Origin of the sequence: Paucilactobacillus vaccinostercus DSM 20634 (assembly GCF_001436295.1) — a bacterium.
Lineage (GTDB): Bacteria > Bacillota > Bacilli > Lactobacillales > Lactobacillaceae > Paucilactobacillus > Paucilactobacillus vaccinostercus.
Genome location: NZ_AYYY01000025.1, coordinates 1 through 24,856, shown reverse-complemented (window position 1 = coordinate 24,856; position 24,856 = coordinate 1). Strand labels below are relative to the sequence as shown.

Sequence of the window (24,856 nt, the reverse complement as noted above, 5' to 3'; positions counted from 1 at the left end):
AATTTTATGTGAGATTTTTATTACAAGTAGTTAACAAAATGAGGACATTTAAATAAAAATAACAAACTTTTTTTAAAATTATGCTAATCTGTGGTAAGAAGAATTTTCGTAGCAGAGAAAGTTGGTATTATGGAGATTAAAAAGCACTATAAATTATATAAAAAAGGGAAAACGTGGTGTACGCTAGCAATTGCAGTTGGAACTCTAGGAGTAGGAATTCTTAGTACACAGTCATTAGCTCATGCAGATCAGACAGAGATATCATCGACGAATGAACACTCAAATGCGTCTGCAACCTCGACTGTGGAAAGTACAGCAACAAATTCTGCAGAGACAGTTGCACCTAGATCTAGTACAAGTGAAAGTAACGCGTCTGGAAATTTAAATTTTTCTGATGAGAATGTGGTTGAAGCCTCTAATAGTAGTGAGACTAAGTCCGTGACAGATGATAAGGTGCAGTCGAGCGCTGAGGCTAGTAACTCTTCTGAATCCACCGGTAGCGGAGTTCAATCTCAACCAGCAACAGAGGATAAAGTACAATCGAGTATTGAGACCAGCAACTCTTCTGAATCTTCAGCAGTTAGTGCAAATGCTGAAGATACGTCGACTTTGGCCTCAAGCGCGACACAATCCGATGAAGATGTACTAATTAGTGATACTACAACCGTTGATGGTGCACGTACCATAACGAGGGCTCTGGCCGTAAGTGTTAGTGCACAGCAGCTAAAAAATGGACTAGTAACTGAGAATGGAAACACATATTTTTATAAGAATGGTACTAAGCAGTCTGGAACACAGACTATAAACGGTAAGACCTACTATTTTGACTCTGCAACAAAACAAATGCAAAAAAATTATTTTTTGCACAGCAATAGTAAAGTATATTACTTTGATAAATCAGGTATCGAATATAAAGATCAATTTTATCATAATTGGGGCAACACCTACTATTTTGATGCACAGGGAGTAAGATATACAAATCAGTTTTACCATAACTGGGGCAACACCTACTATTTTGATAATCAAGGGGTAAGATATACAAATCAGTTTTATCATAATTGGGGCCAGACCTATTACTTTGGTAGTCAAGGCGTAAGGTATACGGGTCAGTTCTATCATAATTGGAATCAGACGTATTATTTCGGTGCGCAGGGAACTAGATATACGGATCAGTTTTATCATAACTGGGGTCAGACTTATTACTTTGGTGACGATGGAGCAAGGTTTACAAATCAGTTTTATCATAACTGGGGTCAAACTTATTACTTTGGTGGTCAAGGAATTAGATACACGAGCCAGTTTTATCATAATTGGGGGAATTATTATTATTTCGGGGACAATGGTGTATTATTAACCAATCAAACTCGAAATTTAGGATTTGGTAATATTACCTTCAATAAGAATGGTGTCATTGTGTATAGTAATGCTGCCACAGCACATGCAAACTTCTTGAATAGTATTTGGGATGCTGCAATTGATGGTTGGAAAACGTATGGGGTGTTGCCATCATTAACAGTTGCACAAGCTATTTTAGAAAGTGCCTGGGGTGATTCATCGCTCGCATCGAAATATTATAATCTTTTTGGAATTAAGGGATCTTACAATGGGAAGTCTGCCATCCTAAAGACATCTGAATATTTGAATGGAAGATATGTGACGGTAGATGCGCCATTCCGTGCGTATTCAAACCTTAGTGAAAGTATTTTAGATCATGGCAAGTTCTTGAGTGATAATACAAGGTATCATAATTTATTATGGGTCAAGGATTCTAATACTGTAACATCGTTGATTCGTGCAGATGGGTACGCAACAGATCCATCATATACGAGTTCGCTACGGTCAGTTATTAGAACATATAATCTAACAGTACTTGACCAGATCGCCTTCCGCGTATAGTTTGTAGAGTTTTTCAGGGTATGGTGGCATGTTAAGAATGCCACCGTACCCTGTTTTGTTTATATATCTGAAAAAAGACGAAGGATAATATTAAATATATTGAGGGTGTGGCGCGTTGGTAAAAAAAAGAGTTGAGTGGATTGATATAAGTCGCGGTATTGCGATTATAGCTGTGATTATTGGGCATTCACTTGGTAAGTATTGGCTGGGAGGATTTGCAAAATTTATATTTGCATTTCATATGCCGATATTTTTTGTATTAAGTGGTTATTTATTCCATCTGCAAAGTAAGAAAGTTGTTTTAAAAAAAGGAATTTTTAATTTACTGTTGCCATATGCTGGAACTGTTATGATTGAACTACTAATATTGTTTTTTTGTAAAATTTTTCCTAATTCATATTTGTACAGTAGATTTGGTAACGCAAATCAGCTAATTATTGCAGGAATATATGGTGTTGGAAGCAGACCGACACTACCATTCTCAAATGATATGAGCTGGATTGGTGCAATTTGGTTTCTAATGGCTATGTTTTTTGCAACACAAATTTTTAACAGTGTAATGCTTGTTAAGTTTAAGGAAAATGATTTATTGAAGAAAGGGATTATTATAGTTACGTTAACTTTTCTTGGGGTTTCTATTAGTCCATTCGTCACGCTGCCCTTTTCGTTAAGTGCAGCCTTGTGTTCACAATCGTTCATATTTTCAGGCTATGTGTTAAAGAGATTTAAGCTGTTGAAGCAAGTAAATGGGAAAATAATGATTATTTTACTGATGATTTGGTTGATTAGCGCTAAGGTTGGAAGACTATCAATGCTATCTGCAACATCCCCTAACATGTTTGTTAGCATTGTTGGAGGTATTGCTGCAAGTGTGTTCATTATGCGTGTATCTATCTTATTTGAGAAAAGATTATCTGGAGAAAAATTAGGAAATATAAAAAAAATATTTACCTTTTGGGGATCACAGTCGTTGTTAATACTGTGTTTTCATTTGATCGAACTGGATAATGTCAGGTTATGGGGAACGATAACGGATGCATTAGGTGGTAGGATAAGTTATGTTACTATAATTATTATTGGTATTGTCTACAGAATTCTTTTTGCATCTGTCTGTGCATTTATAGTCAAATACTTGCCGCTATTGCGCAATGTATACATGAACAGAAAATTTCCGTTTAAGTTTCAATAAAAAAATTAATTTAAATACTATTTTACGTGCATATTGTAGTAGCCTTGTTGTCGGAGTAAGTGAAGTTTCCGAAAAATTTGAATTAAAAACATGATACTATATACTGAGAACTATGATATTAATCTTATTTGTAAGAGGTACAAAAATGACAAAAATTTCCGTTATTGTTCCATGTTTCAATGAGCAGGAAATGATTCCTTTATTTTATCCAGAAGTAGAAAAAAACTTTAAAAAAATGGAAAGTTATGAGAGGGAGTATTGGTTTATCGATGACGGTTCTACAGACAATACGCTTGATGAACTTCGTAAATTGAGTTTATCGAATCCAAATCAGGTTCACTATATTTCGTTTTCAAGAAATTTTGGAAAGGAAGCTGCATTGTATGCTGGGCTGAAAGCGACAGTTGGTGATTACGTGGTGGTTATGGATGCTGATCTGCAAGATCCACCAAAAGTTCTTGAAGATATGATAAATATTTTAGAAACAAAAAAATTTGACTGTGTTGGAACTAGAAGAGTTGACCGACGCGGAGAGCCAGTTATAAGATCTTTTTTCTCAAATGCTTTCTACAAGTTGATTAATAGAATTTCGAGTACGAATATTGTTAATGGAGCCAGAGACTACAGAATGATGACTAGACAAATGGTTAATGCGGTATTGTCGATGACAGAGTATAATCGATTTTCAAAGGGCATATTTAGTTGGGTTGGATTTCGAACCAAATATATAAGTTATGAGAATGTTGAGCGTGTGGCAGGCAATACTAGTTGGTCATTTTGGAAACTGTTTAAGTATTCCATTGATGGTATTACGGACTTTTCAGAAGTTCCGTTATCCATTGCTTCTTGGACTGGAGTTTTAGCATTTATGGCGTCTATTTTAGGGATGTTGTTTATTGTTGTAAGAGCGATAATATTACCCAATAGTAGTGTGTCTGGCTGGGCTTCGATGGTTTGCATTATGCTGTTTATCGGCGGTATTGAGTTACTCTGCTTAGGGATTGTTGGTAAATATATAGGTAAAATATATTTACAAAGTAAAAATCGTCCAATATATATTGTTAAAGAAAAAAAATAGGTGGTATTTAAGATGGAAACTAGTTCAGATTTGACTCTTCTTGATGTTATAAAAGTAATTTTGCGAAATTTAGTGTGGATTATTATTTCGATGATAGTATTTGGAGCGCTGGCTTTTGGTTACGCAAAGCATAAAGCTAATTCACAACCATACGTTGCTAAAACGAGCGTTGTTGTCTATAACCCAAGTAAAACTAAGTATGATCAGTACGGAGTTTACAATAAAGAGATCGGCAGGATGAATACTTACAAAGCGATTTCGGAAGATTCTGTGATTATGAAAGATGCGCAGAATATAATTGATAAAAAAAATGGTGTAAAGTTATCAATTTCAGAAATTAAAAATGCAGTTTCTATTAGTAACGATGATCAAACGGCAGTACTAAAAATAGAGGCTAAGAATACGAAAAAGAATGATGCTAAATTAATTGCAAATGGGATGGCTAGTGCAATTAAGAATGATTTGAATTCTTATATAAACGCTGGTGTTGTTCGAAAACTAGGTGTTGCGAATGATAGTAGTGTCAAAAAGGACGGCCTAAGTATCAGTAAATATTTGGTTGTTGGTCTTGCATTTGGTCTGCTTTTTGGTTTGATGGTTGTTCTTATCAAAGATATTATTCTGAAACAGTTTAAAGAGAGAAAGTAGATTTATTATGGAAGCTTGGTTAATACCGATATCATTTTTTTCAAAAAGATACTTTTCGATCAACACACTTGCAATTTTTCCAATTGCGATTTACACATTAATGCTTGCATACGTGATTGTAACAAAACATGATAGCCTGTCCCTGATTAAGTTTCCAAAAAAGGCACTGTACTTTGTTTTACTATTCCTATTATCACAGACAGCGGTTGATTTTTTCTATTTTAGTAAAGTAAAAAATGATCCGGGGAGTCCAAACTTAATCAGCGGAGTGTTTTTTGGCGTTTATGCGGTCTGTTTTAACATCGTTGTCGTTGCGCTGCTTGTCAAATTTTTAATTAGCTATAGTGAAAATGCTAAATATCATTTTATTAAGAGTTTTTACATCAGTTTTTGTCTGCTTGGATTAATTGTACTGTTACCACAATTACTGGTTGTACTTACTAATTTTGGAAGTTCATGGGTAAATTTGATTGGTCGTTTTTTTGAGGAGCGTCATGCAGGGCGTGGAGATTTCTATTTCATGGGTAGTTATACGACAACGTTGAGAAGAATCAATGGTTTATGCTCAGAAGCCTCTTTTCTCGCCGCACAACTGGGAATTGTCTTTATTCCTGTACTATTAGCTAGTTTGAAAAACCGATTTAATATTTTCAATGGAACTCGTGATAATACTGGAATCTTAAATTGGATTCTTTTAATATTTGTATGGATAATTTTACTTTTTGCAAAGACGTCCACTGGTATTTTGGTAATATTCTTGTCACTTTTGATAATGTTTTTTTTCGAAAAAATGGATCGAAAAGTTCTCTATTTTGTATTAGGAATAATTGCCATGTTTGGCGTGGTTGCTGCCTATTTTACGATTCAACCAATTAGAGAAATTGTAAATAAGTATTTATTACACAAATCTGGGGTTAGCAATCGATTAGGGGGTACCATTGGATTAATTATAACTTTTTTGCATTATCCAATTTTTGGTGTTGGTAATGCCTATGAGAGCTATTATTTGATGAAATTCGTTCCTAAAAGCACAACTAATAATTGGGAATTTCAAGATGTTTTTCGACAAACAGGGTATCCTGTACAGAGTGAATTTTTTTCATTTTTTGCGCATTTTGGTTTGATTATTATGATACCGTTTTTGATATATATTGTGAGAAAAATTTTATTAGCCCATAACTTAAAAAAGAATATTACTAACTCTCGAGAAACAAATAAAGAGGACTTATTTCATTTGACGATCATTGATGCTTTTTACTATTTTTTAATAATGTATCTTTGCATTAGCTTTTTTTCTTTTGGATGGTTTGACAATTATTATCTAGTTATTTTTTTCTTTTATTTAACGGTTATCAATAATTATGCAAATAAGAGGGGAATATTGTGAAAAAGAATATGATCAGTGTCATTATGCCTCTCTATAATGCCGAACAGACTGTAAAATTTGCAATTGAGAGTATGCTGAACCAAACTTTTACTAACTGGGAACTCATTTGTATGGATGATGGTTCGACGGATGAAACCGCAGTAATTGTTAAAATGTTTCAGGAAAAAGATGATAGAATCCAGTATTTTTATCAAAAGAATGGTGGTGTGTCCGCTGCTAGAAATGCTGCCTTAGGCAAAATTTCAGGACAGTTTGTTTTTTTTATGGATTGTGACGACACTTGTGATAAGGATCTTCTGAGTCACACAATTAGAAGGATTTTAGATACCAAGAGTGATATTGTCGTTTTTGGTTATGCTAGTTTGGTTGACGGAAAGCAGTTAAAGGAGGCAACACCAGTAGGTTGTGAAAATGATACTTCACTAAAAAAACTAATAAAGAATAATTTGATTTCGGTTTTGTATAATAAATTGTATACAGCGTATATATTGAAAAATATGAGATTTTATTCGACAACAATTGGCGAAGATTATTTATTTAATTTAAATTTGTTACAAAAAAAGCCACGTATTGCCACTTTAAATGAAAAATTGTATTATTATAACTTGGATACGATTGGATCACTGTACAAGACGTATTCTAAGGATCGTAATTACGTATTAAGAAAACAATTTAAAATACTCACAAATGTATTACTTGGATATGACGCGTTGGATAAAGAAGAGATACTCCGATTGTTTAAGATACGCAATATGAGTGGAGTTATTATGAATGCATATCGTGAAACTTCACCTTTAAACTTAAAAGAAGTCGGAAATAGCATTACTGATGAATACCGTTTTTATTCAATTAAATTTAAAGAAATTTTCTTTTGTGAAGGTGTTAGTAAGCAGGAAAAGTTAAAGTTATTGTTAGCCAAAATGCATCTATTCAAAGTTTTGGGTGAGTTGTATCAAATAAAAAGAAGAAAGAAAAAGGTCTAGAATAATGAAATTATATGATTATTTAGTTGTTGGATCCGGCCTCTTCGGTGCGACTTTTGCCTATGAAGCTGCCAAACGTGGCAAGCGGGTGAAAGTCATTGAAAAACGTGATCATATCGCGGGTAATATTTACACTAAAGAGGTGGATGGCATCCAAGTACACCAGTATGGTGCACACATATTTCACACTAGTAATAAAGAAATTTGGGATTATGTGAATCATTTTGCTGACTTTAATCGATATACGAATAGTCCAATCGCTAACTATAATGGTGAAATTTATAATATGCCATTCAATATGAATACTTTCAATAAAATGTGGGGAGTACAGACACCGGCAGAAGCGCAAGCTAAAATTGACGAGCAGCGTCAAGAAATGGCAGGTAAGGAACCGACTAATCTTGAAGAGCAGGCGATTTCTTTGATTGGTCGTGATATTTACGAAAAATTGGTTAAGGGTTACACTGAGAAACAGTGGGGCCAAAAGGCTACTGATTTACCCGCCTTTATAATTCGTCGTTTACCGGTGCGCTTGACATATGATAATAATTATTTCAATGACACGTATCAAGGCATACCAATTGGTGGATACACGCAGATTGTCGAAAAAATGTTAGCTAGCGATTTGATTGATGTTGAAACGGGTGTTGATTTTTTTGACAAAAAAAATGAATATTTGAAACAATATCCAAAAATTATCTTCACTGGTATGATTGATCAGTTTTTTGACTATCAACTTGGAGAGCTTGAATATCGAAGCTTACGGTTTGAAACCGAAGAAATAAACGTTGATAACTATCAAGGGAATGCTGTTGTAAATTATACAGATGCTAAAACACCATTTACGCGGGTAATTGAGCACAAGCATTTCGAATTCGGTAAGGGTGATAAGGACAAGACGGTAGTTACCAAGGAATATCCACAAGCTTGGCATCGCGGGGATGAGCCTTATTATCCCGTAAACAATAGTATAAATAATGGGCTTTACAAAAAGTACCAAAAATTATCAGAGTCAGTACCAAATGTGGTGTTTGGCGGACGACTGGGTCAATATCGTTATTATGATATGCATCAAGTTATACACGCGGCATTGGTGACTGTTTCGCAGGAGTTTAACGAGAAGTAATTATGAAAGTTGTAAAAAATTATCTATACAACATGAGCTATCAGATTTTACTATTGATAGCGCCGTTGATTACAGTTCCATATGTTTCGCGAGTTTTGGGGGCACAAGGTGTAGGTATTAACGATTATACCAACGCTGTCGTGACCTTTTTTCTGTTGATTGGGCAAATTGGTATCACAACCTATGGAAATAGAGAAATTGCCTATCATCGAGATGATAAGTATAAACGCTCAAAAATTTTCTGGGAAATTGTTATGATGCAATTTACGACGATTACGATTTCATATTCAGTTTTCATTGTATTTGTTTGGAACTTTAGTGCTAGTTATCATTTGTTCTTTCTTGTACAGTCTTTATTGATTATTGCAGGAGCATTTGATATTTCTTGGTATTTTATGGGCCTTGAAGATTTCAGAAAAACAGTTGCTAGAAACATGATTGTTAAATTAGGATCAATTTTTTTGGTATTCTTATTTATTAAGCAACCTTCGGATGTCTGGAAGTATATTTTGATTCTTTCTGCATCTCAGCTAATGGGGAATATCACTTTTTGGCCATATCTTATTAAAAGTATCCAAAGAGTTAAAATTTCTGATCTTAGACCGTTTAGTCATCTATCACCAGCTCTACTACTATTCATTCCTACAATAACAACACAGGTTTACTTAGTTGTTAACCGTATAATGTTAAGGTTTATGGATCCCACAAAAACGGTCGCGGTTGGTTTGTTTAGTCAATCTGATAAAATTATAAAACTAATTCTCGCCATTGTTACTGCCACAGGGACGGTAATGCTCCCACATATTGCCAATCGTTTTGCGCATGGTGACGTGATAGGAATTCGAAAAAGTCTTTATAATTCATTTGATTTTGTGACAGCTTTGTCAGTTCCAATGATGTTTGGTATTTCAGCAATAGCTGAAAAGTTTGCACCGTGGTTCTTGGGTGACCAATTTACTATGAGTGGAAAGATAATGATGCTTGAGGCACCAGTTATTGTATTAATTGCATGGAGTAATGTTACGGGAACTCAGTACTTGATGCCAGTTAATCGCGTTAAAGAGTATACGATGTCTGTTACCGTCGGCGCAGTTGTTAACATAATCTGCAATATCTTTTTGATCGAAGTGTATGGTGCGAAGGGGGCAGCCCTCTCCACTACTATTTCGGAGTTTGCAGTTACCGCGTTTCAGATTTATTGCATTAGAACCACTATTCGGAGAAGACAACTGTTTGGAAGTGTCTGGAAGTATTTGCTTTCAGGAGCAGTTATGTTTGTTGTCGTGAATAGGGTGAATGGTATGATGAATATGTCAGTTGTAAATTTGATTGTTCAGATCATGATTGGTTTTATTATTTACACAGTTGGTTTGGTTATAACTCAGGCGCCAATTTTAACGCAAATCATGCATTTTCTAAAAAAAGATTAGATTAGTAGGACTAGGAGAGATTATATGAACACTAAGGTTATGGTGGCAGTTCATAAAAATTATGTTATGCCGAAAAATAGAAGCTTATATTTACCAGTTTTTGTGGGAAAAGAAATTCATCCAAAGGTTAATGAAGATTTTCAAGGAGACAATACAGGGGATAATATCTCGGCTAAAAATTCATCCTATAATGAATTAACGGCATTGTATTGGGGATGGAAAAATTTGGATGTTGATGCACTTGGATTGGTTCATTATCGTAGATATTTATCTTTACATCATAAAAAAAGTTTAAGTTCAATTTTATCGACTGTTGAAATAGAAAAGCTGTTGAAAAATAGTGATGTTATTCTGCCAAAGAAACGTCACTATTACATTGAAACTAACTATTCACACTATATTCACGCGCATCCTAAAGAAGAATTGGACTTAGCGAAGAAGATTATTAGCCAAAAATATCCCGAATATATTGATGATTATGAATCAGTTATGCAGCAGACCTCTGCACATATGTTTAATATGTTTGTGATGAAAAAAGAGTTACTTGATAGGTATTGCGAATGGTTATTTGATATTTTAGCTGAGATTGAAAAAAATTTAGATACAACGGATTATGATAAGTATCAATCGCGCGTTTACGGTTTTATTAGCGAGAGGTTGCTAGACGTTTGGCTACAACATAATGATGTGCAATATCGAGAAGTGAATGTTATCTATCTTGAAAGTCAGCATTGGCCTAGTAAGATTTTTAATTTTTTGAAGCGAAAAATATCGAGGTAGAAAATGCAAAAAATCAAAAATTTCATAAAACACAATTCATTTTTCGGAACAATCTATTTAGTGATTATGAGTTTCATTCTACGTGTTTTGCAGTTATGTGTTCCTATTCAGGATAAACAGATTGTTTTTGCAAGTTATTCTGGAAGGCAGTGTAGCGATAGTCCCTATATCATTTACCAGCAGCTTAAGGATGACAAACGTTTCAAAGAGTACAAGCTAATCTGGGCGTTTGTTGATCCGAATGAGTTTTCAGAAATTCCGGTTGAAAACAAGGTTAAAATGGATACGTTTTCTTTTTGGAAGGTACTGTTGCAATCTAAATTTTGGATCTCAAATTCAAGTATTGAAAGACTAATTCCATCAATTCATGGCAAACACATTTATATTAATACTTGGCATGGTATTCCGCTGAAACATTTAGGCCCAGATGAGCTTAATTTGGAATTTCTTGTCAAAAACTGGTTTAAAAATGTGAAGTTTGATCTGTTATATTGCTCTGGAGAATATGACAAAAAAATATTTGAGCACATTTTTCCAAGTACAAAAAATATTAGAATTCTCGGACTACCAAGAAATCGTGAACTAATGACAAATCTCGATGAAGTACGTAAACAAAAAATTTATGATCAGTTGCATTTGAATCAAAATAAAAAAACGATTTTGTATGCTCCAACATTTCGAGAGTATTCTCAAAAAAATGGCAGTAATAGTTTTACACTGCCTTTTAGTGAAAAGTTTATTGAACAAGTAACGCAAAAATATAATTTCATGATACGTGGACATTATTTTATTGAGAATCTTGAAATTAACTCTAAAATGTATAACGAAATCGTTGATGTATCGAAATATGAAAACTTAAATGAATTATTTCAGATATCGGATATCGTAATTAGTGACTATTCCAGTCTAATATTTGATTATGCTCTTTTGGAAAAAGATATTGTCCTGTATTTAAATGACATTGAAGAATATGAAAAATATAGAGGATTTTATCTTAGTCCACGTAATTTAGAATTAAAACAAGCTTTTACGGAACAAGGATTAATTGAAAAAATAAATAATTTAAATGATAAAAATTTTGTAGTAGCCTTAAATAAAGAATTTAATCAGTATTTTGATGTGAATTCTAACTATCTTAAAAACTTTATTATCAATGGGAGGTAAGATTTTGGCGAATAAATATGTGGTTAATGTTACATTGGAAAAGCAGAGAAATGCTATGTCTAAAGCTAAAAGTGATGTAACGGATTTTGCTAGCGAAATAGGCTATGAACCAATTAATCTCGCTCAAATTGACAATAAAATAAAACGAGTTGTACTCACTAATTTTATTATTAAAAAAGCCTTTGGAAAACTTCGAAAGAATGATACATTGTTAGTCCAATTTCCAACGTATATGGGAAAACATTTTGATGATAGATTGTTTGTGTGGTTAAAAACACATGGAGTTAAAACAATTGCGCTAATCCATGATATTGATTGTTTGCGATTTGATGATCCAAAGTATCCATCTCTAGCAACTGTAGTTAACCAACTGAATAATTTTGATATTGTGATTTCTTCAAATAAAGTAATGAGTAAATTTCTGCAGAATAATGGATTGAACCCAGCTACGATAAGTTTAGATATTTTTGATTATAAGCATAATGCAACTCTTCAACAAAAAGAATTTAGTGAAACTTTAAATTTTGCTGGGAATCTTGATAAATCGAAGTTTCTTCAAGATCTTGAAGGAAACGGTACTATTAAGTATGAGTTATTTGGCAAGCTAACTGAAAAAGAAAATCTTCCAAGTTTTACAAAGTATAATGGATCATTTTTGCCAGAGCAGTTACCGGGTGAGTTTAAAAAGGGTTTTGGACTTGTTTGGGATGGAGAGTCACCGCATAAGGTGCTTGGTAAGATTGGTTTATATCAACGATATAATAATCCTCATAAAGTATCTTTGTACCTAAGTGCGGGACTTCCAGTCATAATATGGAATCAAGCTGCATTGGCTGAATTTGTACTTGAGAATAAAGTCGGACTGGTTGTGGATTCTTTGGACTCCGTAGCAGATAAAATTGCTCAAATTTCGCCAAAGGAATATAATGAGATGGTTGCGAATGCTGAACAGCTTTCAAAAAAACTCGTAACTGGCACATTCACGAAAGAAGCTTTGAAAAAAGCAGAATTACTGTAAAAGTATGGTGGAATAATTATGCATGATAGTATCTACATCGGATTAAAACGGGTTACAGATGTTGTTTTATCATTTGTGGCTTTGTTATGTTTTTCTCCCTTATTTTTGATTGTACTTATAGTAGACTCGATTGGTAAAAATAAGGGACCAGTTTTTTACAAACAAAAACGTGTTGGAAAAAGCGGAGAAAAGTTTTATATATATAAATTCAGATCTATGGTTGTAAATGCTGAAGAAAAATTATACTCGAATAAAAAGTTATATGCTCAGTATGTGGCAAATAGCTTTAAGTTGCCTGATGGGGAAGATCCAAGAATTACGAAGTTTGGTTCTGTACTACGGAAGAGTTCCATTGATGAGATTCCTCAGTTTATTAATATTTTAAAGGGTGAGATGAGTATCGTCGGGCCCCGGCCGGTGGTGGAGCGCGAACTTGAGTACTATGGAGATAGAGTAGATGAATTTTTGTCTGTTAAACCGGGGGCGATGGGATATTGGCAAGCTATGGGAAGAAGTACAATAGAGTACCCGGAACGCTGTGATGTGGAGCTTTATTATGTTCAACATGCATCGTTGCTGTTTGATGTGAAAATCTTTTTTAAGAATGTGATCAGTATTTTTAAAGGTACTGGTGCATATTAAATTATCGGAGGTAATCATGAAAAAAGTAATTACGTATGGAACATTTGATTTATTGCATAAGGGGCATGTGCGTCTATTAGAGCGGGCAGCATCGTATGGCGATCAGTTAATAGTGGGACTCTCGTCGGACGAGTTCAACGCTATTAAAGGGAAGAAAGCCTATACATCTTATGAAGATAGAAAGTATATTTTACAAGCTATCAAATATGTAGATAAGGTAATACCTGAAAATAGTTGGGATCAAAAAATAAAAGATGTACAGGAAAATAGCATCGACGTGTTTGTTATGGGAGACGATTGGAAGGGAAAGTTTGACTTTCTTAAAGACTACTGTGAGGTAATCTATTTACCTCGTACAGAAGGAATCTCGACAACAAAAATAAAGACGGATTTACATGATTGACATTGAATGATTTTAAAAAGTATTTAAAGATATTTTTGACTACTTACGTCATTTTACGAATTATGTGATTAATTACAAAGGATTAACAGATGAATGTGAAGAAAAGATACTATGTGATTTCGGCAGTTTTACCGATTATAATATTTGTAATTGTATTGATGGGGAATTCCCTTTTTCCGTTTGGTGATGGCACGATTCTCCACGGTGATATGAATAATCAATATTTGGCACTATTTACGTATTTTAGGGAAAACTTACTCGATGGTAATTGGCAAAACCTAATTTACAGTAATTCAATGAATATTGGTAGTGGCTTTTTTGGAGTTTTAACATATTATTTGCTGAATCCATTTAATCTACTTGTGGTATTTTTTTCAGGTGCGAATGTACCAATCTTTTTGGAACTTCTGACAGTTGCTAAAGTAGCAATAGCTGGCCTTTTTATGTTTGTCTGGTTATCACATTCTACAATTGTTAATTCAGAAAAAGGGGAATACAAGTATAGGGTATTTGCTGCACTTATATGTTCATCGTTATATTCTACCATGAGTTTCCTTTTTTTCTATAAAGAATGCATTATGTGGTTGGATGCGATTGCATTGTTACCTTTGGTAATTTTAGGTGTCGAGAAAATTTCTATTGGTAAACATGTGAATCTTTATGTTGTTATTTTTTTTATTACGATTGTACTTAACTACTATATGGGAGTAATTGTTGGAATAGCGGCTTGCTTTGCATATGTATTGTTTACATTGATTAACTGGAATAAACAAAAAACTATTGAACATGGAACTAGTCTTTTAAAATTTATTGGATCTAACATCCTTTCTGTTGGTTTATCGGCGATTGTTTTGATTCCAAGCATTATTTCTACCGCTGGAATAAAGCAGGATCATTCGTTTCATTTTAAAGTTGTTTATAATCCAGTATATCTTCTAAGTGAAATTTTTGGCGGAGCGACAGGCAATAACGTACCTGCACTTTCGATTGGGGTTATTCCTGTTTTTTTACTTATTCTATTTTTCTTGTATAAAAAAATAAATGTGAAGACAAGAATTCTAGTATTCTTGTTTTTAGTGGCCCTATTATTATCTAGCTGGCTAGATATTACATATGTAATTTGGCATGTATTTACTTGGCCTAACGGATATTCGCAAAGAGAAAGTTTTGTACTTGTCTTCTTTATAGTTTCGATTGTTTATGTTTCATTTAAGCATGTATTAAACTTCGGAATTACATTACGACAATTCATGCTATCTATGATAATTATTTGTGTATTGTTATCGTATCCAGTTTTATTGACGGGATTTAGGAAGAAATATGCGTTGATTATTGTTGGTGCAATTGTACTCTTTAACGGTTTTGCTTATCTTCTCAAAAAGACTAATTTTAGCGTCAGTATAATACTGTTATTTATAGGAAGCATAATACTGGGAAATATTACACTTATTGATTGGCAAATTCAACATGAGCAAGTGAAAAGTTCAATACAACTAACTGCTTATAAAAAATATTACAAACAAGTGAAATATAGTGTTAATAAGATAAAGAAGTCCGATAAGACAATGTATCGAATTGGAAATTCTTTTCAAATCACTAATAATGATCCATTAACGTTTAATTATCGAGGATTATCTAACTATTTGTCACAACAACCAAATAAACTTATAAATTTTATGTCTAGTTTGGGATACTATCAGAATCACACTTTTGATCGTTGGACCAATTATAATAATGGTGCCACAACAAGTATGGATGGATTTTTCAGTATTAAATACATTCTAGCGAGTGATAGCATTCAATTAAAAAAAGATATATTGAATGTAAACAATATTATGAGCGGGTTTACCTCTGATATTTCAAAAAGTTATAAAAAAATTGATCGATTTGATACTGTTGAAGTGTACAAAAATACATCAGTTTTTCCGTTAGTAAATAAAGTTTCAAGTAGAAAAACGTGTATATTTACGAAATATGATCCGATGAAAAACCCTTTTGAGATACAAAATAACTTTTTTGATGATTTAAGTGGAGAAAAATTATCTATATTTAGTATAGGAAAAGCAGAAAAAATAAGCTCTGAGGAATTTCAATATGTTGTTCCTCGAACGGGTGAGTTGTATGCTTATTATCCGACTGAAAAGAATATAAATTATAATCCATTCGATGTATATATAAATGGAAATAAGGTAGCAAGTTTATATGCGGGTCAAGGTGAAAATGGACAGTCAGAAAATGGTATTATTTCGCTTGGGAATTTTAAGAAAGGAACTAGGTTGATAATTTCAAACCGTGCTTCAAAAAAGGTTATTCCAGGATACCAAAATGTTAATTCGGTGCCGTTTGTTACGGTTGAAAATAGAACCGCGTATCTTACAGTAAGGGAAAAAGTAATTAAAAATACGCGAATAGAAAACCTGAAAATGAAATCAAACTTGATTTCATTTAATACAAAAGGAACCTTTAAAAAAGGTGATATTATGCTAACGATTCCTGCAGACAGTGGATGGCGAGCATATGTTGATGGTGAAAAGGTGACATTAAAAGAGAAGTTTGGAATGCTAATGGCTGTACATGTGTCAGATGGTGTACATACAGTGAAAATTAAGTATAGTATACCTGGTTTCTTTTTTGGATTATTAGTATCTACTGTTTCGCTACTGGTTATTTCGGTAGTACTACTGTTGGGACATTACAAGCGAAGAGCTTGAATTATTTGTGAGTAGAGGCTGTTTTTATGTTTAAAATGTATTTTCGTGATACACATGTAGTGAAGATGTTTGTTTTTACTGTACTTTTTATTGTGCTAAGTTTTGTCTTTGTATTTCCCGTTGCTAGCCATGGTATTATTTTAAGCAGTGATGATGCACCATATCATATTGCAAGAATTAATGAAATTTATGAAAACTTCAAAGAAGGGAATTTTTTTCCAGTATTAAGTACACATACTTTCGCAAAAATTGGATATCCCGTGAATTTATTTTATCCTTGGTTTACTTTAATTCCATTTGCATTGTTAAGATTTATAGTTAGTCCAGTTGCAGCGATATATCTTGGAATTGCGTTTTATACTTGGCTGACTTTTTTGGTCACTTTCTTCGTCGGAAAAAGAATGACGAGTAGTGATAAAAAGGCGTTGCTGTTTTCTATTCTGTATGTATTTGCCACATACAGAACCATTGATATTTACACACGATTTGCTTTGGGAGAATTTTTAGCAACAGTATTCCTACCCATTAGTTTGTATGGGTTTTATGAAGTTATGTTTGGTAATAGAAAAAATTGGCCGTTTCTTACACTTGGAATGACATTATTAATTTTTTCCCATGTGTTAAGTACTTTTATAGTCACATTATTTTTTGCGTTAGTTTTCCTGTGTTCATTTTGGAACATAAATGGGAAAATTTCTCGTCTACTATCTATGATCAAAGCTGTAATTGCTACTGTTCTATGTTCTGCTGCGTATTTAATACCGTTCCTAGAACAAGAATTGATGCAAAAATTTCCGCAACCATCAAAAATGCCCTTTTCGCCTGGTGCCTTTTCAAAAATTTTGATGTCTAGTTTGGATAATAATGTTTTACGTAATGTAAATTTTTCTAACTATTATGGTATCGGATTCGTTTGTGTGGCTATTTGTGTTTTTGGTGTAATGAACTTAAAAAAAATGAATAAATTAAATTACATTCTATTTTGGATTGGTATTTTAATTTTTTTGATGGCTTCATCATTGTTTCCTTGGAGTCTTTTTGATAATACACCGATTAATGTAATTCAATTTCCATTTAGAATTTTAAGCATCGGAACGTTATTACTATCTTTTGTTGGTGCGAATTTAATAATCGATACTATTGAAGATTCTGCGCATATCAACCATCATAGTGGTATGCAAATTGTTATATTGATAGGATTAGTTGTTGTACCTTGGTATTCAAGTGTTGTTGCTCTTGTGAATTCACCGGATTCGAACCAAAGTGAGTATACATTTGATTCAAAAAATATAAATAGAGAAACTAATATTTCCGGATATTATTTGGATCAATATACGCCTCGAAAGGCTATAAAGAATTTGAACAACATAATTAATGGAAACGGATATATAAATGGAAAGATCGTTCATTTTGCAAGAAATACGGATCAAAGTAGTATTAAATTTCACTTAAAACATCGAATTTCTAGTAATGCTGTAATTGAATTACCGTTTGCTTATTATGATAACGTTGTTGTAATGGTTGGTAAAAATCGTATGAAAATAGATGAATCCTCCAATGGGTTAATTCAATTGAAAACTGGAAAGCATAATTCTGATACGTATACGGTAAAGTATTCAATGTCAAAAATGGATATGATTTCAATTCTTGTAACATTAGCAAGCATATTAGGACTTATTTGGATTTGCTTTTTTAGAAAAGACTTTAGAAGCAAAAAGTCTTTTAGTAATTTTGTTAATATTCATGACGATGATAAAATTTGAGAGACACGAAGTTCTATTTTTGGTGCATGTTTAATCGATTAGTGGCATTTACACACTATGATTTTACCGATTTTATATTAGGAATTAGAACTAGGAGTGTTAAAGACACTCAATCTATGAAAGAATTAACCACAAGATGATATGTCTTATGTAAACTATGATAAATGCTTTTTGGGGACGCAACTTGATCGATATGAATAAAGCAATAGGGTATTCTTGAGAGTAGCATAGCAACTACTAGAAGAGTGGAAAACCTTGAAAAGGGAAACTGCTATACTTGTTACAAGTGTTTTAATTTAAATCTATTGCTTGATAAATTCGAGAACCACTTTTGGGAAAGGATAAACAATGCTTAGTAACTTAACAATTGTAGTTCCATGCTACAACGAAGAACAGGTTTTATTGGAGACAAATAAGCAACTTACGTCCATAATTAATGATCAGATTGTACAAAAATTAATCGGTTCAGATAGTCGAATATTGTATGTTGACGATGGCAGTTATGACAATACGTGGTCAATTATTGAGCAATTAAGTGATGAGAGCTCAATTGTGACAGGATTGAAATTTAGTCGGAATTTTGGTCATCAAAATGCACTATTGGCTGGTTTAGAAATGGCTTCAAAACATGCTAATATGGCAATCACAATCGATGCAGATCTTCAAGATGATGTTAATATCATTCCCAGAATGGTCGAGGCATACAGTAATGGGAATGACGTAGTATATGCTGTTCGTAATAATCGTGATACGGACACGTTTTTTAAACGTAAAACTGCCGAGTTATTTTATGGAACTATGAAAAAAATGGGTGTTGATATGATACCTAATCATGCCGATTATCGTTTAATGAGTAATCGCGCTATTAAGGGGTTACTTAAGTATTCTGAACGTAATTTATTTTTACGAGGTATTGTTCCGTTGATTGGATACCAGAGCACTAAAGTGTACTATGCTCGAAAAAAAAGATTTGCTGGCACTTCCAAATATCCACTGAAAAAAATGCTGAGTTTTGCAATGGATGGTATTACTTCATTTTCAATTGCACCGATTCGAATGATAATGTATTTAGGTGTATTGATAGTGTTAATGAGTGTAGGTCTGATGATTTATACACTTGTTAGTCATGTCTTAGGAAACGTAACACCTGGATGGTCATCCCTAATGATCTCAATTTGGTTTATTGGCGGTGTTCAATTATTGGCATTGAGTGTACTTGGGGAGTATATTGGAAAGATTTTTACCGAAACCAAAAAGAGACCGCGATTTGAGATTGAAAAAGATAAATATTCAAGTTCGTTTAAAAATGACTAAATGAAAACGGCACTAACTTAACCGCTGCTATTTACAATTATAGTCGGTCTGTTATTGGGTGCTTGTCAATAGCGGCACCAAAATGTCGTTTCCTACATTTTATCGCCGCTATTCACAGGTGCTTACGAAGTGACATTAAAATATGTAATAAAAATCCCTCTACAGATTCTCAAGTGAATTGTGCTGTTTCACTTGAGAACATGTAAAGGGATTTTTTAATACGTAGGCTGGAACAAGAGAAAAACTTAGTTACTAGTAGCACCAGCAGTCGTACCGGTGGTCGTGCCCGTACCAGTAGCAGTTGTGGTTCCACCGGTTGTAGTTGTTGCAGTACCTGTACCGGTGTTTCCGCTCGTGCTAGTGGCACCCGTTGTTGTACCAGTGCCACTTACATGACGAGTGGTATAGTTGCCATAGGTCGTTGTACCCGTGGTACCAGTCCCTGTCGACTTGCTGGCTGTGGTACCAGTCGTTGATCCAGTTGTACCAGAGTGTGTGCCATAGGTCGTAGATGTCGATTTAGTTGAACTCGACTTACTTGAACTTGAAGAACCACTGCCTGCAACGTTATATTCTGCGTTGTTGGGCAGGATGAAATCAACATTGGTAATACCGTCATAGTTTGATTGTCCGTCGTACATGGCAGTTTCATTATTAGTGACCTTAGTGTACTTCAATCCTAAAGCATGACGGATTAGTTTAGAAACACGATTAATTTCCTTTGGTGATGCAATTTGGAAGGATGTGCCACTGATCGTCGCATTCAATCCTTGGAAATGATAGGTCTTAACATGTTTCATTGACTTGTGGTAGTTAGCGTATAGCGTTGCTAAACTATTAATTGGAATGTTGGTTCGCACACCTTGTTTAGCGGCATCTAAAATTTTGTTCACAGCACTAACTGAACCGAGACCCTTTAACTCCTTGATGACTGACTTAATCACTTGTTGTTGTCGTTTTTGACGACCGTAATCGTTATTAGGATCATCGTAACGCATCCGTGAGTATTTCAGAGCGTTATTTCCATTCAACTTTTGTTTTCCTTTAGGGAAATGGTGACCTTCATACGTAAAGGCAAATGGATTATCAACGGTTACACCGCCAACCGCGTTCACGACTTTCTTGAGGACGCCCATGTTAACAATCGCGTAGTAATCAATTGGGATATTTAGCAGTTCTTTAACCTGTTTGACGGTTTGCTTGGGACCGCCAATGGCGTAGGCGGCATTGATCTTAACGTAGTCGGCCCCCTTAGAGGTTTTGACCTTGACCAGCGTATCACGCGGCACACTGGTCATCGTGATGGTTTCCTTTTTCGGGTTAACGGTCACAACTTCAAGTGTATCGGTGTTACCACCAGTATTTGCGCGACCCAGTGCACCGGTATCAAGGCCCATCAAAAGAACGGATACGGGTTTACCTTCTTGCAATTTCTTGCTGACCTTACTGCTACTATTACTGAAGATACCAGTAGCCGTAGAGTGCACCTTATGGTATTCGTACCCAACAGCGGCTAAGAGGAGGATAGCGACAACGCCGACCACCCAGCGAATCCAATGATGTTGATGCTTCTGGGGCTTTTGCTGTTTATGATTATGTGTGTTCCGGCGTCTGTTGACCCGGGTCTCTTCTTGATCCATTAGTTAATTATGCCTCGTATTTTTTATGATTTTTGGAACATTCTCGTTTATTATACCCGCCTAGGCTTAGTTATGGGAGTAAAAATATAAAATTAAGGCGATTTTAAATATTTCTTTGAGTTTATGGTAGTGGCCCTTAAGAGCGTGTAAACACCACTTATTTTATTCTATATGTTATACTACAAAAGATACCCCGTCTTATATAACACTATATGAGGAGTGATTATTATGAAAACAATTATTACTTATGGCACCTTTGACCTATTACATAAGGGACATATTAGGTTACTCCAACGGGCTGCTTCCTATGGTGATCGATTAATTGTCGGTTTGGCGACTGATGAATTTAACGCAGTGAAGGGGAAACGGGCCTACACGAGTTATGAAGATCGACGATTCATGTTAGAGGCAATCAAATATGTAGATTTGGTCATCCCCGAAACCTCCTGGGATCAAAAGGTAAGTGACGCCCGAAAATACCATGTTGATGCCTTGGTGATGGGCAATGACTGGACTGGTCAGTTTGATGATTTAAAACAATACTACGATGTCATTTACTTGCCGCGGACCGAGGGCGTTTCGACGACACAAATCAAACACGACTTAAATACAGCTGATTAACGTAATCATGAACGGGACTGTGAACAGATTAGCAGCCCTTTTTTTATGGTTGAAATTAAATTAATCGTTTTCCCACATCATATTCGTTATAATTAACGTAACGAAATAATAAAGGAGTTCAATCAAATGATTACTTTAACCCCGGTGGGGAACCAACGTGCGTACTGGACGCAAATTTATGAAGACTCATTTCCTGCGGCGGAACAGATGCGTACGGACAAGCTGTACATGCTTAGTGATGATCCAAGTAGTCGGGCGCACGCTGCACTTATTCAGCAAAACCAGACGAATATCGGCATTGTTTACTATGTTGTCAGTGTTGACGATAGCAAGGCCTTTATCCTTTATCTAGCGGTTGATCCTGATCGGCGCGGAGATGGACTGGGATCACAGGCGATTTCGTATCTGACACAGCGCTTTATGAACGGGATTATTTTAGAGAGCGAAGTTCTTGATGTTCATGCAAATAACCGAACTGATCGTCAGCGGCGTTATGATTTTTACCTGCGTAATGGGTTAATGGATTCTGGGTATCTGAGTGATACACTGGGTGGTGTGTTCCATCTATTAAGAAGTAGTCAACAGGTGTCACTTGAAGACTACTTTGACTTTTTGGCGGCGCTCGGTTTACGATCACGCGTTTCTGTGAAAGAGGAAGGCTGAATCAAGGTTGCAATTTGTTGATAGTCTTCGGCGAAATAACTGTCCTTTAGATAGACCAAATTAATTGGATGTTGAATTGAAAAATCAGTGACGGGTAACTCAATGAGTTGCCCGTTTTTTAATTCGTGATGCACAAGTGATCGGTACATGAAACTTACACCGAACCCACTGAGGAGTAGCTTTATGATGGGAGACGGATTCCCAATTTCGATAATTTGATGGAAGTCGTGAACGCGGTAGTTTTGGGTAGCTAACCAGTTGGCAAAGATATTACGGGTGCCAGATCCTGATTCCCGAATGAGCAGGGCAACATCAATGAGATCGTCAAGGGTGACGTGGGTTAGTTGGGCGAGTGGATGATGGGCACTTGTAACCCCGACAAATGGTTCGTCTAGGATGTGAATGGCATCAAACTCTTCCTTATTAAAATTTCCTTCAACGAGGCCGAAATCGATAGTTCCATTCCGAAGTGCGGATAAGATGGCTCCCGTATTGGCAACTTGGGTGGTGATGAGTGGACTCATGGTGCTGAGCTGGGTGACCAGCTGTGGCAGCATTGAAGAACTAAGCGATAATGTGCAGCCAAGCCGAATCGGTCGTTGATCGGTTGTGGAGTGAACTTGTTTGAGAACTTTGGTACTTTCCAATTGTACTTGATGAGCGTAGTCGGCCAACGATTGGCCGGCTGGCGTCATTTCGATATGGTTGTGTACCTTTGTGATGAGGGGGAAGCCGAGTTCCGTTTCTAGACTCCGAATTTGTTGGGAGACCGCTGGCTGTGTGATGAAGAGCTTTTCGGCAGCCTTGGTAAAGGATCGGGTTTCGGCAATTAAATCAAGTGTTTGGTATCGTTTATCAAGCATCGTGTCATCTCCTTATAAGCTGTCCTTATATTAACACAAAAAATACTAATTTTTACTTATCATAGAATCATGCTAAGATATGAAACGTAAATAAGAGAGGGGAGACAAATAATATGTTAGCTTTTGGTGTAATGCGGACACGCAGTTTTTACTTAGCCGCTGTATTAACGTTGATCTGTTCGGCGATTGGGACAATGTTGGCGGGCTTACCGTATTTTGCAATTATTGGTGCGCTGGTGATTTCACTGATCTTGGGAATGTTACTTCAGGTATATCAACCAGCAATTGAATCGTCGAAGGCGGGGATTGGATTTATTTCAAATAAGTTCCTGCGTTTAGGAATTATTCTATTAGGATTTAAACTGAACCTCATCCAACTCGCACAGGCGGGGGTGAAGACGATTACCTTAGCCATTGTCGTGGTAACCGGGACGATTATCTTAACCTATAATATTGCGCGGAAGTTGGGGGTTAGCGAACAACTATCCATCTTAGCAGCAAGTGGGACTGGAATTTGTGGTGCAGCGGCTGTTATGGGAATTTCACCCCAAATTCAGGTGAGCGAAGATAAAGCTGATCAAAAACGTGAGGACGAAGTATTGGCTGTCGCCATTGTCGCCATCTTGGGAACGGTCTTTACTTTGATTGAAATTGGCCTCAAGCCGTTACTGCATATGACACCCACCCAGTTCGGTATTATGGCTGGTGGTTCACTACATGAAATTGCCCATGCCGTTGCAACGGGTGGTGCTGGTGGCCCAGTTAGTTTGGATACCGCTATTATTACTAAACTATCACGGGTTCTGATGTTGGCCCCAGCGGCGTTTATTATCGGTGTTTGGTATCAACACAAGGTGAACAAGGATAATCCGGCAACTGCTGGAAAGCAAAAATTGCCAATTCCATGGTTCATGGCTGGGTTCATCTTGGCCAGTGTGATTGGGACCTTTGTACCAATGGGGACCGAAGCGCTGAATGGGCTTGTAAAGATTGCGTACCTTGTATTGGGGATGGCCATGGCTGCACTCGGGATGAGTGTCAACTTCAAGGTAATTCTTCATCGGGGCAAAAACGCCTTCTTAGCTGCCGGTATTTCATCTGTGATTCTATTGACGTTTGTGATTATTGTCAGCAAGACGTTTTTCTAAGTCGATAATTTAATAATAAATATGGCAGAAATCTTCTGATTTTAATCAGGTAGACGAATGCCCATGTGTTAACGCCGTAAGGCGTTTTTATTTTGATTTTGGATATATTGATTCGTAGCATCTTTGCTTATATCACCTAGGGTATTCATGTAGTAACTATGAGATCATAGATAGCCTCCCTCCAGAATTTTTGTTGCTTTAGTTCGGGTGCCTTTCGAAAAAATGCGTGCAGAGTGTGCTCTTAAATGCTTTCACGATATTAGTGGGAATTGAAACTTATCAACGTGTGAACATGGTCTGATATGATTTCCATTTTTTTATTGTAACCTCATCTAGCTCTACGATTTTTCGCAGTGTTTTCATTATAATATTATAGGGAACTTACGTTC

General features: G+C 35.4%; 21 protein-coding genes and 1 pseudogene. 20 read left to right on the top strand and 2 right to left on the bottom strand.

The features are described from left to right. Positions 1-129: 129 nt before the first annotated feature. From FC26_RS13195 to FC26_RS05250, 17 genes and pseudogenes are all read left to right on the top strand, one after another. Positions 130-243: pseudogene (locus tag FC26_RS13195) on the top strand (KxYKxGKxW signal peptide domain-containing protein); the annotation flags it as partial. Positions 244-303: 60 nt separating this feature from the next. Next, entirely contained in the window at positions 304-1,896 is a 1,593-nt protein-coding gene (locus FC26_RS12490) for a glucosaminidase domain-containing protein (protein WP_235809475.1), read from the top strand. Positions 1,897-2,011: 115 nt separating this feature from the next. Continuing rightward, a complete protein-coding gene (locus FC26_RS05320; RefSeq protein ID WP_057778497.1) occupies positions 2,012-3,085 on the top strand; it encodes an acyltransferase family protein in 1,074 nt (357 codons plus the stop codon). 145 nt (positions 3,086-3,230) lie between these two features. Beyond that, positions 3,231-4,163: a glycosyltransferase family 2 protein gene (locus FC26_RS05315; protein WP_057778495.1), complete on the top strand. Its 933-nt coding sequence runs from the start codon at positions 3,231-3,233 to the stop codon at positions 4,161-4,163. Positions 4,164-4,175: 12 nt separating this feature from the next. Further along, positions 4,176-4,811 carry a Wzz/FepE/Etk N-terminal domain-containing protein gene (locus FC26_RS05310; RefSeq protein ID WP_057778493.1) on the top strand — a complete coding sequence of 212 codons (636 nt, stop codon included), beginning with the start codon at positions 4,176-4,178 and terminating at the stop codon, positions 4,809-4,811. Between the two features lie 7 nt (positions 4,812-4,818). Beyond that, on the top strand, positions 4,819-6,198 hold the full coding sequence (locus tag FC26_RS05305; protein ID WP_057778491.1) for an O-antigen ligase family protein: 1,380 nt from the start codon (positions 4,819-4,821) through the stop codon (positions 6,196-6,198). Then, a complete protein-coding gene (locus FC26_RS05300; RefSeq protein ID WP_057778489.1) occupies positions 6,195-7,181 on the top strand; it encodes a glycosyltransferase family 2 protein in 987 nt (328 codons plus the stop codon). The genes FC26_RS05305 and FC26_RS05300 overlap by 4 nt, the downstream gene beginning before the upstream one ends. 4 nt (positions 7,182-7,185) lie before the next feature. Next, on the top strand, positions 7,186-8,307 hold the full coding sequence (gene glf, locus FC26_RS05295) for a UDP-galactopyranose mutase (RefSeq protein ID WP_057778487.1): 1,122 nt from the start codon (positions 7,186-7,188) through the stop codon (positions 8,305-8,307). 2 nt (positions 8,308-8,309) lie between these two features. After that, positions 8,310-9,737: a flippase gene (locus FC26_RS05290; RefSeq protein ID WP_057778484.1), complete on the top strand. Its 1,428-nt coding sequence runs from the start codon at positions 8,310-8,312 to the stop codon at positions 9,735-9,737. Positions 9,738-9,761: 24 nt separating this feature from the next. Further along, a complete protein-coding gene (locus FC26_RS05285) occupies positions 9,762-10,517 on the top strand; it encodes a DUF4422 domain-containing protein (protein WP_057778482.1) in 756 nt (251 codons plus the stop codon). Between the two features lie 3 nt (positions 10,518-10,520). Continuing rightward, positions 10,521-11,681 (top strand): CDP-glycerol glycerophosphotransferase family protein, encoded by a 1,161-nt coding sequence (locus FC26_RS05280; protein ID WP_057778480.1) that lies wholly within the window; start codon positions 10,521-10,523, stop codon positions 11,679-11,681. Positions 11,682-11,685: 4 nt separating this feature from the next. Then, a complete protein-coding gene (locus FC26_RS05275; RefSeq protein WP_057778478.1) occupies positions 11,686-12,699 on the top strand; it encodes a glycosyltransferase in 1,014 nt (337 codons plus the stop codon). Between the two features lie 18 nt (positions 12,700-12,717). Beyond that, positions 12,718-13,341, top strand: coding sequence for a sugar transferase (locus FC26_RS05270; RefSeq protein WP_057778476.1), 624 nt, complete (start codon positions 12,718-12,720; stop codon positions 13,339-13,341). Between the two features lie 16 nt (positions 13,342-13,357). After that, complete coding sequence (gene tagD, locus FC26_RS05265) at positions 13,358-13,744, top strand: glycerol-3-phosphate cytidylyltransferase (protein WP_057778474.1); 387 nt, start codon at positions 13,358-13,360, stop codon at positions 13,742-13,744. Between the two features lie 89 nt (positions 13,745-13,833). Further along, positions 13,834-16,455, top strand: coding sequence for a YfhO family protein (locus tag FC26_RS05260; RefSeq protein WP_057778472.1), 2,622 nt, complete (start codon positions 13,834-13,836; stop codon positions 16,453-16,455). A 26-nt stretch (positions 16,456-16,481) separates the two neighbouring features. After that, a complete protein-coding gene (locus tag FC26_RS05255; protein WP_057778471.1) occupies positions 16,482-18,218 on the top strand; it encodes a hypothetical protein in 1,737 nt (578 codons plus the stop codon). 348 nt (positions 18,219-18,566) lie between these two features. Further along, complete coding sequence (locus FC26_RS05250) at positions 18,567-19,532, top strand: glycosyltransferase family 2 protein (protein ID WP_057778469.1); 966 nt, start codon at positions 18,567-18,569, stop codon at positions 19,530-19,532. Positions 19,533-19,777: 245 nt separating this feature from the next. On the opposite strand, the gene FC26_RS05245 is transcribed toward FC26_RS05250, so the two are convergent. Further along, positions 19,778-21,172, bottom strand: a complete 1,395-nt coding sequence (locus FC26_RS05245) for an LCP family protein (RefSeq protein WP_057778467.1) — start codon at positions 21,170-21,172, stop codon at positions 19,778-19,780. Positions 21,173-21,400: 228 nt separating this feature from the next. Between FC26_RS05245 and tagD (FC26_RS05240) the strand changes: the two genes are divergently transcribed. Then, the gene (gene tagD, locus FC26_RS05240; RefSeq protein ID WP_057778465.1) at positions 21,401-21,793 is read left to right on the top strand and encodes a glycerol-3-phosphate cytidylyltransferase; all 393 of its coding nucleotides are present in this window, start codon (positions 21,401-21,403) and stop codon (positions 21,791-21,793) included. A 126-nt stretch (positions 21,794-21,919) separates the two neighbouring features. Beyond that, positions 21,920-22,456 carry a GNAT family N-acetyltransferase gene (locus FC26_RS05235; protein ID WP_057778463.1) on the top strand — a complete coding sequence of 179 codons (537 nt, stop codon included), beginning with the start codon at positions 21,920-21,922 and terminating at the stop codon, positions 22,454-22,456. Here FC26_RS05235 and FC26_RS05230 read toward each other — a convergent pair. Further along, on the bottom strand, positions 22,393-23,319 hold the full coding sequence (locus tag FC26_RS05230) for a LysR family transcriptional regulator (protein WP_057778461.1): 927 nt from the start codon (positions 23,317-23,319) through the stop codon (positions 22,393-22,395). The two genes, FC26_RS05235 and FC26_RS05230, sit on opposite strands and share 64 nt — an antisense overlap. A 113-nt stretch (positions 23,320-23,432) precedes the next feature. Between FC26_RS05230 and FC26_RS05225 the strand changes: the two genes are divergently transcribed. Then, positions 23,433-24,467 (top strand): YeiH family protein, encoded by a 1,035-nt coding sequence (locus tag FC26_RS05225; protein ID WP_057778459.1) that lies wholly within the window; start codon positions 23,433-23,435, stop codon positions 24,465-24,467. Positions 24,468-24,856: the final 389 nt, after the last annotated feature.

Coding starts and splice junctions, on each gene's coding strand:
- FC26_RS05315 (WP_057778495.1), top strand. CDS start 3,231: ATGACAAAAATTTCCGTTATTGTTCCATGTTTCAATGAGCAGGAAATG.
- FC26_RS05310 (WP_057778493.1), top strand. CDS start 4,176: ATGGAAACTAGTTCAGATTTGACTCTTCTTGATGTTATAAAAGTAATT.
- FC26_RS05305 (WP_057778491.1), top strand. CDS start 4,819: ATGGAAGCTTGGTTAATACCGATATCATTTTTTTCAAAAAGATACTTT.
- glf (WP_057778487.1), top strand. CDS start 7,186: ATGAAATTATATGATTATTTAGTTGTTGGATCCGGCCTCTTCGGTGCG.
- FC26_RS05290 (WP_057778484.1), top strand. CDS start 8,310: ATGAAAGTTGTAAAAAATTATCTATACAACATGAGCTATCAGATTTTA.
- FC26_RS05285 (WP_057778482.1), top strand. CDS start 9,762: ATGAACACTAAGGTTATGGTGGCAGTTCATAAAAATTATGTTATGCCG.
- FC26_RS05280 (WP_057778480.1), top strand. CDS start 10,521: ATGCAAAAAATCAAAAATTTCATAAAACACAATTCATTTTTCGGAACA.
- FC26_RS05270 (WP_057778476.1), top strand. CDS start 12,718: ATGCATGATAGTATCTACATCGGATTAAAACGGGTTACAGATGTTGTT.
- tagD (WP_057778474.1), top strand. CDS start 13,358: ATGAAAAAAGTAATTACGTATGGAACATTTGATTTATTGCATAAGGGG.
- FC26_RS05260 (WP_057778472.1), top strand. CDS start 13,834: ATGAATGTGAAGAAAAGATACTATGTGATTTCGGCAGTTTTACCGATT.
- FC26_RS05255 (WP_057778471.1), top strand. CDS start 16,482: ATGTTTAAAATGTATTTTCGTGATACACATGTAGTGAAGATGTTTGTT.
- FC26_RS05250 (WP_057778469.1), top strand. CDS start 18,567: ATGCTTAGTAACTTAACAATTGTAGTTCCATGCTACAACGAAGAACAG.
- FC26_RS05245 (WP_057778467.1), bottom strand. CDS start 21,172: ATGGATCAAGAAGAGACCCGGGTCAACAGACGCCGGAACACACATAAT.
- tagD (WP_057778465.1), top strand. CDS start 21,401: ATGAAAACAATTATTACTTATGGCACCTTTGACCTATTACATAAGGGA.
- FC26_RS05235 (WP_057778463.1), top strand. CDS start 21,920: ATGATTACTTTAACCCCGGTGGGGAACCAACGTGCGTACTGGACGCAA.
- FC26_RS05230 (WP_057778461.1), bottom strand. CDS start 23,319: ATGCTTGATAAACGATACCAAACACTTGATTTAATTGCCGAAACCCGA.
- FC26_RS05225 (WP_057778459.1), top strand. CDS start 23,433: ATGTTAGCTTTTGGTGTAATGCGGACACGCAGTTTTTACTTAGCCGCT.